Source organism: Sphingobium sp. EP60837, assembly GCF_001658005.1.
Lineage (GTDB): Bacteria > Pseudomonadota > Alphaproteobacteria > Sphingomonadales > Sphingomonadaceae > Sphingobium > Sphingobium tyrosinilyticum.
This window is the reverse complement of sequence record NZ_CP015987.1, coordinates 114036-127115: the sequence shown is the minus strand read 5'-3', so window position 1 is coordinate 127115 and position 13080 is coordinate 114036. Positions and strand designations below refer to the sequence as shown.

9 protein-coding genes are annotated in these 13080 nt (G+C 58.8%); 8 read left to right on the top strand and 1 reads right to left on the bottom strand.

Features of this window, described 5'->3' with window-relative positions; translation table 11 throughout:
• Positions 1–584: 584 nt before the first annotated feature.
• Entirely contained in the window at positions 585–2963 is a 2379-nt protein-coding gene (locus tag EP837_RS13700; protein ID WP_225870648.1) for a TonB-dependent receptor, read from the top strand.
• 499 nt (positions 2964–3462) lie between these two features.
• Here the strand turns inward: EP837_RS13700 and EP837_RS13695 are convergent, their stop codons facing one another.
• Positions 3463–3657, bottom strand: a complete 195-nt coding sequence (locus tag EP837_RS13695; RefSeq protein ID WP_066529702.1) for a hypothetical protein — start codon at positions 3655–3657, stop codon at positions 3463–3465.
• 97 nt (positions 3658–3754) lie between these two features.
• Here EP837_RS13695 and EP837_RS13690 point away from each other — a divergent pair, with 97 nt between their 5' ends.
• The 7 genes from EP837_RS13690 to EP837_RS13660 all read left to right on the top strand — a co-directional run bounded on the left by EP837_RS13690 (position 3755) and on the right by EP837_RS13660 (position 12843).
• Positions 3755–6139, top strand: coding sequence for a TonB-dependent receptor (locus EP837_RS13690; RefSeq protein ID WP_066529699.1), 2385 nt, complete (start codon positions 3755–3757; stop codon positions 6137–6139).
• 213 nt (positions 6140–6352) lie between these two features.
• Positions 6353–7678 carry an MFS transporter gene (locus EP837_RS13685; RefSeq protein WP_156518591.1) on the top strand — a complete coding sequence of 442 codons (1326 nt, stop codon included), beginning with the start codon at positions 6353–6355 and terminating at the stop codon, positions 7676–7678.
• A gap of 49 nt (positions 7679–7727) precedes the next feature.
• Complete coding sequence (locus tag EP837_RS13680) at positions 7728–8690, top strand: sugar phosphate isomerase/epimerase family protein (RefSeq protein ID WP_066529695.1); 963 nt, start codon at positions 7728–7730, stop codon at positions 8688–8690.
• A gap of 8 nt (positions 8691–8698) precedes the next feature.
• Positions 8699–10006, top strand: a complete 1308-nt coding sequence (locus EP837_RS13675; RefSeq protein ID WP_197486389.1) for an FG-GAP repeat domain-containing protein — start codon at positions 8699–8701, stop codon at positions 10004–10006.
• A gap of 79 nt (positions 10007–10085) precedes the next feature.
• Positions 10086–10616 (top strand): RpiB/LacA/LacB family sugar-phosphate isomerase, encoded by a 531-nt coding sequence (locus EP837_RS13670; protein WP_066531568.1) that lies wholly within the window; start codon positions 10086–10088, stop codon positions 10614–10616.
• Complete coding sequence (locus tag EP837_RS13665; protein ID WP_066529681.1) at positions 10613–11560, top strand: ribokinase; 948 nt, start codon at positions 10613–10615, stop codon at positions 11558–11560. The genes EP837_RS13670 and EP837_RS13665 overlap by 4 nt, the downstream gene beginning before the upstream one ends.
• Before the next feature lie 104 nt (positions 11561–11664).
• The gene (locus EP837_RS13660; RefSeq protein WP_066529679.1) at positions 11665–12843 is read left to right on the top strand and encodes a PD40 domain-containing protein; all 1179 of its coding nucleotides are present in this window, start codon (positions 11665–11667) and stop codon (positions 12841–12843) included.
• Positions 12844–13080 lie beyond the last annotated feature (237 nt).

Here is a 13080-nt window from a genome sequence, read left to right as displayed (position 1 = left end):
CTGAATGCTCGTCAGAGCAGCAAACTTACGAAGCATGAATAGGATTTCGGCCTCAGACGGTTCGACGGCTTTGAAGCGTACTGGCTTTGCAATCGAAATTCCGCGTGAACGTCGAGACGAACCCCAGGGACGTAACCCATTTAAAGCCGGCTTTTTTCTTGTGCTGGCGGCCCATGCATAGGTGCTCACTACGTCAGATATAGATGCTTGCGCCTCTGTCTCGGCTTGTGTGTCAGAAAAATAGCACAGTCAGAAAAAAAGCTCCGGATGAGTTTACTTTCTGCTCCGTTGGCGTAAGGTCCAACCGTCGCGCACGAAAGGGGGGAATCGACTGCCAGCTACTCAATGACGCTTCCATTCTCGAGAGAGCGCTACCACGGTCCGCCCTAACAGACGTAAGCGTCAAGTTGCGGCACGAAAGTTAGGGCCGATGCTCGAGACGGCCTGGCCGATCCTAAGGTTGTGCGCGACAGCTAACAATTCGGATAAAGAACAGCCGCTCCTTTTGGGGTGACGCTGAAGAGTGGTTACAGCTGCGTGCGGCTGAATAAGAATGAACTTTGAACGTAAAATGGGAGAGGATGATGCAAAGGAATTTGCGCCGTAAAATGCTACTGTTATCGACTTGTACTTTTTGCGCACTATCATTGCCCGCCTGGGGCCAAACCGAGACTGGAAATGTCTCAACAGGGGCTAATCAGTCCAACGCTGAGATAGTCGTGACAGCCACTCGCCGGGCACAAGCTCTGCAGGATGTTCCGATGAGCATCAATGTCGCGACGGGCGAGCAGATCGAGCGCCTGAAAATTTTTGACGTCAAGGATGTGCAGCAGCTTGCTCCGGGTCTTGAACTTCGGAATGACAATGGCCGCGCCAATTCGGCAACGCTGCGTGGCGTGACCTTTGATCCCGACCAGGGCACAGGTCCTGCGGTCGACCTCTATTTCAACGAAGTTCCCATCGACGCGCAAACCGCCTTCACGGCCATTTACGACATCGATCAGATCGAAGTGCTGCGCGGGCCGCAGGGCGGTCTTCGCGGCCGTACCGCGCCGTCGGGCGCCATCACCATCCGGACGCGTCGCCCGAACCTGAGTTCGATCGAGGGATATGTGCAGGGCACCGCGACCGAGGATGCTGGTTACAACGTCCAGGGCGGGGTCTCCCTGCCGCTCATTACGGACAAGCTCGCCATCCGCGCATCGATGCTGGTGGATGGCAACCGTCTGAACCAGGTGCGCAACATCGTTCGTTGGGACCGTTCGCGAAGCCGCACGGAAAGCGCCCGCCTGTCGGTCGCCTTCCAGCCGGTGGAAGGTTTCGACATCAACGTTATGTATCAGTATCTCAATGCTGATAATCGCCTTTACCCTCAAGTTTTCGGCCCGGGAAATCCGGTCATCGGCAATCCGGCGGTCGGGCTCGATGACCGCTATACGCTCGCTGAGGGGCGCAGCCGCTTCATCAACAACAGTCATCTGGTTACCGTAAACGCGAAATATGACTTTGGGCCTGTGACCCTCGACTTTATCGGCGGTCATCAGGAAACTAAACTCACGCAATATGGCGAATCCGACCCAGGCAATGCGATCCACAGCTACGCGCCGACGCAGATTACACGTTCGCCTTATAATGTGGACTCAGCTGAACTTCGCCTGCTGTCTAACAATGATGGTTTCTTCAACTGGTCGATCGGCGGGACCTACTCCAAGCAAACCGGCAATGTCACCGTGGATAGCCCGCTAGACTACATTCCCAGCGTCCCGGGCGTCCCGGTACCTGTTGCGCCGATCTTCCCCCTGACAGGGCTGATTTCTATACCCGTCAGCGCCGAGACCTATTCCTTGGCCGGAAGCATTCGCCTTCAGCCAACAGATCAACTGACTTTCGAAGCTGCCGGGCGCTATTCAGTCATCAGTTCAAAGCAGTTTGCAACTATCTCGATTCCGGGCGCAGGAACTTTTCCGATCGTCGATTTCGAGAAAAAGTTGCACCCGTTTACCGGATCGGCAACACTGACATATGAACCGACCTCGGACTTGACGGTCTATGCTGCTTACGGCCGATCTTTCCGTGCACCCACAGCCGGCGTCGGAATCCCTCAGAATGTCAGCCAGGATCTAGCGATCAGCAAAGCGGAACGATCGAACACCTATGAAATTGGCTTAAAGACAGCTTTCTTTGATCGCAGGCTCTCGCTCGACATTGCAGCCTTCTATCAGAAGTTCGACAATTTCATTTCGCGCTTCACCGGGATAGCGACTGACCAGGGCACGAATATCGACTTCAACGGTGACGGCATTCCTGATGGCGTCTTCGTCGGGCCGCCGGACGGCACCGTCGATACGAATGCCGATTACAATTATAATGGCGATGCCACGGTCAAGGGCGTGGAAGCGACAATTTCCGGCAGGCCTATGGACAATTGGGATGCTTCGATCAGTGCGTCCTACGTAAAGGCGCATTATGATAACGCTGTGCTGCCTTGCAACACGGTGGATCCAGTTACCGGTCAGTCAGTGATCGTTCCAAATCCGGCGTTTGGTGGTGTCAACAACGTCAGCTACTGCCAGCGTGACTCACGTCTTGCTGACGTTCCGGACTTCAGCCTGACCGCAAACAGCGAATTCCGTTTCGGAACCGGGCCTGTCCAGCCGTTCATCCGCGGTCTGATCACCTATCGTCCGAGCGTCTTTTCGGAAAGGCAGCAGTTCCGCTTTCCGCACCGGGAACTCATCAACCTGTTCGTGGGTGTGCGCGGTGAAGAGAATAAGTGGGAGGTGTCGGCGTTCGTGCGCAACCTCCTCAACCAGAACAAGATTACCAATATCTCGTTCAACAACGCGACGATCACTGGCGACAATGTGCTGGGCGGGGCTGGGGTGATCTTCGACTCCGGATACCGAACGGTGAACCTCACCAATCCGCGGGAGTTTGGCCTTTCGGGAACTTTCAAATTCTAAGCCTCTCCACCTCCCGCCAGCCTTCCGGCTGGCGGGTCTTTTTTCCTTGTTGAGGGCTTTTGTGCTTTAGAAGGTTGTTCGAGAATACTCATCGGGATCCCGAGCCAAAAACAGGTGTTGCCAACCAATAATGCAACGATACGGTCTACTTCTGCTTTGGTCATGTTGTAAGACGCGCGGATTACGATCCGCAGCAGCAGCAAAGGGGATCGACGACCCATTTGGACGGAGAATGTCTTGGCTGATCAGCTGGCAGTTATGCGGCGAATGTTCATCGCTTGAACCGCTTTGGCGATGCCTGTGGCCGCAATGGCTGAAGGTGCAACTCGCAGTGGCATCGGCCACGTTATCCACATCTCGGCTAGGATACGCTTCGCCGGTTGGAGAAAGTCTGGCTGCAGGAACACGAAACCAGCCCTTCGATGCGGAATGGACATTTTATCGCGGCGATGACGATGGAGCTTCAGCACCGTCTTTTGATGACTCCGACTGGCGCAAGTTAGATCTTCCCCACGACTGGAGCATCGAGGATGTCGAACCGCAGGAGCCGTCCGTCAACGCCATTGTCCGGGATGCTGACACTGCCCCATTCTGGGCCCCGGTCAAAGACGCGCCGAAGCTCATAGGCCCCTTTGACAAGCTGATCGGTGAGGGGGCCCGTAAGGACGATCTCGCGCGCATAGTTGTCCCGCATGGTGGAATGGGCCCTTATGAGCCTCCGCCCATTCTTCTAAGGCAACGGCGCATCCGATATCTGGCAAATGTCAGTTATCTCAGAAGAGGAGGGGACTATGAAGGTTTCAAGGGGCCGTCACATCATATCGCTGCTGGGTTGCGCGTGCGGGCTGGCTATCGCCACCGGTGCATCTGCGCAGCAGGCTGAGCAAAGCGCGATCGAGCCGCCGACGGCGGAAATCGTCGTTACCGCGACGCGGCGCGCCGAAACGTTGCAGGAAACGCCGCTGGCTGTTGATGTCGTGTCGGGTCAGGACGTCGCCAAGCTCAATTTGTTCGATGTCAAGGAAATCCAGAACGTCGTTCCCGGTCTGACGCTGGAAAATAGCGACGGCCGCAGCAACATCGCGACACTACGGGGCATTTCGTTCAACCCGGACAGCGGGTCGAGCGATGCGGTGCAGGTCTATTTCAACGAAATCGACGTAGATCCCAACACCTTCTTCAGCGCGATCTATGACATCGGCCAGATTCAGGTGCTACGTGGGCCCCAGGGCCTGTTCCGCGGCAAGGTCTCGCCGGCCGGTTCCATCGTCATCGGCTCGGCGCGCCCGGATCTCAGCAAGCCGACCGGCTATGCTCAGGCGGCGGTGAGCGATCTTCACGCCCGCAACTTCCAGCTCGCGGCCTCTGTGCCGATCATCCAGGACAGCCTGGCGGTTCGCGGAGCGCTTCTCTACGACCGCAACCGTGCCGGCCAGGTTAAGAATATCGACGGGCGCCAGTCCTACAATGAAACGATGAGCGGCCGCTTCTCTTTGGCGTGGGAGCCGTCATCCGACGTCCGTGCGGACCTCGTTTATCAGTATCTCTGGACCGACACACGGCCGTTCCGCGCGGTATTCGGCTCAGGCAACCAACCGAGCCCGAACTCCTTCTTCCCGCTCCGCAGCGGCCCGGCGATGGATCTTGATGACCGTCTGGCGGTCAGCGAAGGCGCGCTGCGCTTCACCAATGAAACGCATCTTATCACGCTGAACACCAACTATAATCTCGGCTGGGGCGAACTAGTATTCAACGGCGGCTATCAGAAAACCCGCCTCGAACAGCAGCGAGACCAGGATGAGGGCAATGCCGTGCCCGGCTATCAGCTGAACCAGCACGTCCACACTCCTTATGACCTTTGGACCGCTGAAGTCCGCCTGCAGTCGCCCAGCAATTCGCGGCTGAACTGGGCCATCGCGGCGAACTATGATTATGGCAAGTTCAACAATGTCCGCGTCAATCAGAGCAACGACGCCTTCTTCACCGATCCGTTTGGCACCATCTTCCCCGGCATGACCGGCCCGGGTCCGGTGCCGCCGCAGATATTCGTGTTCCCGGTCGACGTCTCGGTGATCCTGCCGATCCTGAGCGAATCCTATGCCGTGTCCGGCTTGCTGGGCTATGAGGTTATCGATGGGGTTACCATCACCGGCGGTCTGCGTCAGACTTGGGGCAAGACCACCCGCTCGCAGCGGCTGATCATCCCTGCTATCGGCCTCGACAGCACCAACACCAGCGTCGTGAAGCCCAGCGCTCTCACTGGCGGTGCGTCGATCAGCTGGAAGATCAATCCGGATCTGAATGTTTATGCCAACTATGGCCGATCGTTCCGCCCTGGCGTCGCAGCGACGGGCGTTTCGACGCCGTTGGACCCGCAATATCTGCAGACGCCTGACGAAACGTCGGACGGTTTTGAAGTCGGTCTGAAATCCAGCTTGTTTGATCGGAAGGTGACGCTGAATGTCGCTGCTTTCTATCAGAAGTTCAAAAATTATGTGGATTTCGCGGCGTCGCTCACGACCAACTCGTCGCGTATCCCCGGCAACGTAGATACGGCGACTGCGCCGCTGCCGACCTTCGGCGACGCGATCAGCAAGGGCGTCGAGGTCCAGTTGGGCTTCCAGCCGTCCGAATGGGTCGATTTCAACGTGAACGCTACCTATGCCGACGCGCATTATGACGACGCGCTGCTCTATTGTAATGACTATAATGGCGACGGCGTTCCGGACTCGATCGGCACACCCAGCGTTCCCGGCACCAACCAGGTCGCAGTTTGCCCACGTAACGACCGCATCGCCGATGTTCCCAAGTTCAGCCTGTCGAGCAATGGTGAAGTCCGCTTCGGCATGGGTTCGCTGACGCCGTTCATCCGCGGCCTGTTGTCCTACCGGCCGGGCTTCACGTCGCAAAACAGCAACTACACCTACCGCGACTTTACCAAGATTGACGTTTTCGCGGGTATTCGCGGCGAGGATCGCTGGGAGTTGAACCTGTTCGTGAAGAACCTGCTCGACCAGACCCGTGCGCAGCGCGTGTCGCAAGGCAATGCCCAGGTCGCTACGGGTGCGCTGCCGGGCCTCGAGTCCTTCGGCACCATTCCGTTCGATTCGGGTTATCGTACGGCGTCGATTACAGCGCCGCGTGAATTCGGTGCGACCCTTCGCTTTAATTGGTGAGCCACAAAGCGGGATCGCTTGAGGATCCCGCTTTGATCCGAGTTGAAGGATATCAGAGCGGCCCGTGGCTCGGTTGAGCGCGCGGGCCGCAATTTTTCGTTAGCCTCAAACCCATCGGTTGCTGTGCGCCGTCCCGCCACAGGCCGGCATTTCAAAATCCGCTGGCTAAGCATTTTTGATGTGGTATTACCAGTTGCGATCGGATGGGATGACATGATGCACGAGAAAATTGAGACTGTGGCTGCGTCACGGCTTGCCGGCTTTTGCGCCACGGCTCTCGCGATCCAGGCGTTCGCGACACTCATTACAGTGTTCCTGCCCGAATTTTACGCCAACGCCATGGCCCTGCCGGTCGCCGCCGTCGGCACTGCGTTCATGACGGTGCGTGTGCTTGACCTGCTGATCGATCCAGTGCTGGGCGGCATGATGGACGCGACGCGCAGCCGTTTGGGACGGTATCGGCCATGGCTGGTGGCGAGCGCTCCCATTCTCATGCTGTCAACCTACGCGCTGTTCCAAGCAGAGCGCGGCGTTGGCATGACCTATTTATGGTCATGGCTGTTCGTCGCCTTTTTGGGCTTTTCCATGATCGTATTGTCGCATCTGGCGTGGACGGCAACGCTATCGTCCGATTCCGAGGGCCGCACCCGCATCTTCGCCTGGTGGCAGATATTCGCGACGGCAGGCCAGTTTTCGATCCTTGCCATCCTGCCATTGGTCGCACGCGCCTACCCCGATGATCCGGCGGCAGGGATGCGCGCTGCCGGTTGGGTCATGATGCTGCTTGTTCCCGGTGCGATTATCATGGCGTTATGGGCGGTGCCTGAAAAGCGCGTTTCCGTGGAGCAGGGTCGCATGTCGATCGGGGATTATGTCGCGTTGTTCCGGCAGGGTCCGGTGGTGCGCCTCGTTCTGGCGGACCTGCTGATCGCACTCTCAACTGGTGTCGCCAACGCCGTGGCTCTGTTCTTCTACATGGGCCAGTTGGGGTTCGACCGGGCGACCGCGAGTACGTTGATTCTCATCGCCTATGCCGCAGCCTTTGCCGGAACGCCGCTGTTCGCAAAACTTGCGGGGCGGATCGGCAAGGCGCGAGCGCTCCAGGCGGGCGCTTTCCTGCAGGCGGTGCTGCAATTGGGCATGGCCATCCAGCCGCCGCAGTTCTTCTGGTTGACGGCGGCCAATGTCGGGGCGCTGGGGCTTTGCATTCCGATCGCCTGGTTCCTTCCCCGGGCGCTGATGGCTGACGTCGCGGACGCTAGTCGGGCGCGCTTCGGCGTCGATCGTACCGGTCTCCTCTATGCGACGTTGAATGGCTCTATGAAGCTGGCGCTCGGGCTTGCGGTCGGCTTGGCCTTCCTACTGCTCGGCTGGTACGAATTCGACCCCGCGCATGCAGGCGACCCCCGCAATGCCGGGTTGCTGCGCGCCTTGATCGGTGTGGTGCCGGCGCTGTTTTCATTGTGCGTCGTGCTGTGCATGCTCCGTTATCCCGAAGAAAGGTTACGGGAGGTGTCCAGAATGACTGCCCTGGCCTGAACGCCGCCTCGCCACCCACGAGAGCTTCATTCTCCTTCAGGAAAGTAAAATGCCAATGAACCGCCGTGAGATGCTGAAAAGCTCCGCAATCATGATGTTGGGGGCGAGCATGCCTGCGATCGCGAAGTCGGGCGGCATCTGGGGTACGGATGGTATCGGCGTTCAGCTCTATGCGCTGGACCCGGATTTGCGGCGAGACCTGCACGGAACTTTGGATCAGGTCGCCAAGCTCGGCTTCCGCAGCGTGGAAATCGCTTCGATGCATGGTCGTACGGCCGCCCAGATGCGCGCTGCGCTGGACCAGGCGGGGTTATACTGCCGCAGCGTCCATGTCGCCGCGTCGTCATCCGTTCCCGGCGCCAGCGGGCTGACCTTTGACGATATGGATAAGCTGGGCGAAGATCTGACGACGCTGGGCGCACGCGAAGCCGTCCTGCCTTTGTTTCAGTTTCCCAAAGACCCGAAATGGGGCGAGCCGGTGCCCTTCTCATCCTTGATGCGTGCCGATGGATCGCCCCTGTCGGCGGCACGCTATGAACAGATGGCCAATTTTCTGAACCAGGCGGGCTCAGCCCTCAAAAAGCATGGCCTTCGCGTTGGTTATCACAACCATAATGTCGAATTCGCGCCCATCGGCGAGAAGACGGGACTGCAGATCCTGCTGGAGCGCACCAATCCCCGGCTGGTCGACTTCGAGATGGATGTGGGCTGGCTTGTCACGGCGGGTCACGACCCTGTGGCATGGTTACGCAAATATCCTGGCCGGTTCAATCAGATGCACGTCAAGGATATCAAGGCGAGCACACCCGTAAACTTTCACTTGCGGCAAGACCCCGTCGAAGTCGGCGGAGGCAAGATCGACTGGAACAGCATCCTGCCGGTCGCAAGGACCTCGGGGGTCCACCGCTATTTTGTGGAGCAGGACCCGCCTTTCACCGGACCGCGCATCGATGCGATGGCGCGGAGCCTCGCCTATCTTCGTTCGCTTCCAATCGCGCGCGGCGGCCATTGAGCCAAGTCATGATCAAAAGGAGCAAAGTGGCGGTGACACTATCTTCGACCAACCGGAGCGCTGTTTGGGCTGTCCGTGCCCTGTACAAGCCGTTGATGATGGCGTCGCTCGCGGCTGTCAGCTTGGTCCCCGCTCATGCGCAGGACAGCGCGGCTGCGCCGACCCTGTTCGAGGATGTGACGGATACGCACGTTCCGGCGGCAAAATATATTCATGCACTGGATGTGGCTCTGGTGGATGTGGACGGGGATGGCGATCTCGATGCGGCGCTGGCTGTCGAAATGGGGCCGAACCGTCTGTACATCAATGACGGCAAGGGCCAGTTCAGCTGGCGGCAAGGCGCGTTTGCAACCAAGGCGCATGACAGCGAACATGTGCTCTCCGCCGACTTCGACCGCGACGGCTTTCCCGACCTGATCTTCGTTGCGGAGGAGGACCATGCGCATCAGTTGTTCCTGGGTGGAGCGGGCGGTGTCTTCACTGACGCGTCGGATCGGTTGCCCAGCATGAGCGAAGGCAATGGCTTGGCGGTCCACGACGTGAACGGTGATGGCCTTCCCGATATCGTTATCGGCAATTCGGCGGAGGAGCGACCGGGCAAGCCCCGCGCGTCAGCCCAGGATTTCCTGTGGCTGAACAATCCGGAGAAGCCCGGCACGTTCATCGACGTCACCACGACGCATCTGCCCCGCGATGCGGACGACGCGCAGGACATTGCACTTGCCGATATCGACGGAGACGGCGATCTCGACATGGTCGTCGCCAACGAAAGCCCGCCGAACCGATTGCTTCTGAATGATGGAAAGGGGCATTTTCGTGAAGCGCCCAAGGCTCTGCAACTGTTGATGCCGATCGAAACCCGCGAAGTCCATGTATTCGATGTCGATGGGGACGGAAGGAAGGACATCTTATTCCTAAACCTCACCAGCAATAACAAGGCGTGGGACAAGGATCCGCAAGCCCGTCTGCTGATCAACAAGGGCGGAGCGAAATTCCGCGACGAAACGGCCAAGCGCCTGCCCGCGAACCGCTTTTCCAGCTGGGGGGGCATGCCGATCGACTTCAACCATGACGGCGCGATGGACCTGATTGTCGGCGCGATCGATGTGCCTGGTTTCAAGCCGCTGCAACTGCGGGCTTATGCAAATAACGGGAAGGGCTATTTTTCTGACGTCACCGCCTTGGTAATTCCTGCTGCAAGCGTCGGGCGTAGCTGGAGCATGGCCAAGGGCGATGTGAACGGCGACGGAAAGGAAGATCTGTTCGTTGGGACCTGGGGTACGCAGGCGAGGCTGCTGCTTTCAAAGGCGCCTTGAGGATCGCCCAGCTCGAATGAGCTTCGTGATGATTGGAACTGGAAATTCCGCGTCGGCGGGGACAGTGGGGATTATTGAGATGGCAGTTGCGGAAACTTTGGCAGCCGACGAACAGGCTATTCCCTTCCGTGAAAGGATCGGCTTCGCGAACGATCATGCGGGATTTAACCTGCGCGTTCCCGTGCTCGAACTGCTGAGCCGTCATTGCGGCCGGATCATCGATGTGGGCACCCGGTCAGAAGAGCCGGTGGATTTTCCCGACATCACGCAGCGCGCCGTGCGGGCGATATTGGAAGGCGAGGCGGATCGCGTCATCTTGTTGTGCGGGACCGGCGCGGGGGCGTGCATCGCGGCGAACAAGATCAGGGGCATTCGCGCGGCGGTGGCTCACGACACATATGTTGCGCGGCAGGCCGTGGTGCATGACGATGTCAACGTGCTTTGCATCGGTGCATGGATAACCGGGCCCCAGATCGCACTCGACATCGTGCGGCAATTTTTGGCCGCGCGGTTTAGCGAAGAAGAACATTTTCGCCGTCGTGTCGCCAAGCTCGCGCTGTTGGAGGAAGCTCTGGCGACCTCCGGCTCTTCGGACCTGTCTGCCGGATGACGTCGCGGCCGTTCACTGGCTTGAAGGATGGCGGCAAGGTTGTCGTGCTGGGAAGCGTCAATGTCGATCTGATCGTCAGCGCTGTCCGCCTGCCCAAGGCGGGTGAAACGGTGGAAGGCCGCGGCCTTGTGCGCCAACTGGGGGGGAAAGGCGCCAATCAGGCGGTCGGAGCGGTGAGGGCCGGCGCGGCCTGCACCCTGCTGGCCGCGGTCGGATCGGATGTTGAAGGTGCGACGATGACCGCCACATTGCAAGACTATGGCGTGGACGTAAGTAAAATGATCCCGGTCGGTTCGCCGACCGGGGCGGCACTGGTCGCGACATCTCCACATGACAATCAAATCATCGTAGTGGCTGGCGCAAACAGCAAGGTGGACGCGGGTCTGGTAAAAAGCGTGGAAGTCATGCCGGGCGACATTTGCCTTACTCAGATGGAGACGCCCGTATCGGCAGCGACGGCATTTTTCAACATGGGGCAATCCGCTGGAGCGACCACCGTCCTCAACGCCGCACCTGCCAGCATGGCGGCCAGGGAGCTACTGCCTCTATGCGATATATTGGTGGTCAATGAAGCAGAACTGTTTCTCCTGGCGGGCGCCGATGAAGGACTGAACGATGCGGCGCTTCTTTCCTACAGGGATCGTATGGGAATGAGCGGCCGCCAGGCGCTGGTCGCGACGATAGGCGCTGACGGATTGGCCATCGTCCGCAGCGGATCGGTGTTGCGCATCCCAGGGCATAAAGTTGATGTGATCGATACCACAGGTGCGGGGGACTGCTTTTGCGGCTATTTGGCTGCTGGGCTGGCGCGAGGCGATGATCTTGCAACCGCAGCGATCGAGGCGAACGCGGCAGGCTCCATTGCCGTCCAGACAGTGGGCGCCGCTGCTTCCATCCCGGACCGTTCAGCCGTTCTTGAAAGGTTGAGGCAGTGTTCCGCGTAATGCTGTTACGCCATTTGGAACCGATGATCGCTTAAGTTGAAAGATCGCGAAGACCTGCGACGACGCTGCATATTTGCGCGAGGCAATTTGAGGAGTTTGATTCCATGAAGAAGACCGACGGAAAATCCCGGATGCACATGTGGCGGCTTGTGCTCGCCGCCGGCGCGGCCGGCGCGATTTTGCCGCCCTTGGCGTCCATGCCGGCGCGCGCGGCGGAGCAGGAAGCGGTTGTTGGCAAGATTGATTATCTGACGGCGCCGTTCCGACAGGAGCGAATATTGGATTGGGGCAACCGGCCCAACTGGTCGCCCGACGGGCGCAGGATCGTCTTTACCAAGGACGATTTGGTCGACGGCCCTGCCTATGAAGTCGACCTGAAGACGAAGAAGGTGCGCTGCCTTACCTGCAAATTCGGCAAGACGCAGTTTGTGACGCGCATATTCTATCTGCCGGACAATAGCTTTCTGATCGAAGCGGCCCCGGGAATGGCTGGTGGCAGCGGCGGTAGCGGCGATGCAGGGCGCACCGAATTGTTCTGGATGCCGAAATCGCTCGGCAAACCGGTGTCGCTGGGTACGGGAGCCATGGGCGACATTGCCATCGCACGCACGCCCAATGCAGACAAGTCGGTCAATGTTGCCTGGTCACGGCCGAGGGACAAGGGCCTGCAACTCGTCAAGGCGAAGTTGAAGAATGATGGCCGCACTGCGCAATTTTCCGACGTTGAGCTGCTATATGATTATAAGATCGGTCAGCCGGGCGAGACGAGTTTTCCCGAAGCCTATGAGTTCATCGACGGCGGTCGCGCCGTAATGTTCTGGACGATCGAGCCCAGGACCGTGGACAGTGAAATGTACAAGGTCGATGTCGCGAGCAAGGCGGTCAGCAAAGTCTACGCAACGTCAGCGCATAATGAGACGCACCTCTTCCCCGATGAGCGTTACGGCCTGGAGGAGTCCAATTATGCATCCGATCCCGATGGGCAGTATCGCGGCGTGAGCGGGCTTGGCAAAAGCGGCGTCGAAATGGTTCTGCAGATGAACGGCGTAGCCAATGCGAAGGAAGTGGCCGCCGCCAATTCGGATAAGGGCTTCGACATCTTCGTCGTCACCATGGATGGCAAGTCGCGGCGGCCGCTGACGAACATCAGCCCGTCGGGTGCGCAGGCGCATCAGTCGACCGTCTCGCCCGACGGTAGGCAGATCGCCTTTGCCATCAAGGGGTCGAAGGATGGCGCTTCGCCCTACCCCGTCGGCCTGTATGTGGGTACGTTCGGCAAATGAAGAGAGGGTGGGGCAGTCGAACTGTTCCCACCATAGGATCCATACCGGCATCCAACGGCGAAACACATCTGTTCCACTATGCGGAATAGAGGCGCGACATCGTTGTCGATTGCCGATCAAGCCCTCAAATATTTAATGGGCCGAAAGGTAGAAAGGGGAGCTGCGAAGGCTGAGGCCCCTCACTGACACGGCCCGACGACAAAATCCTTTGGTCAAAAATGGGGGTAGGGGATGCCT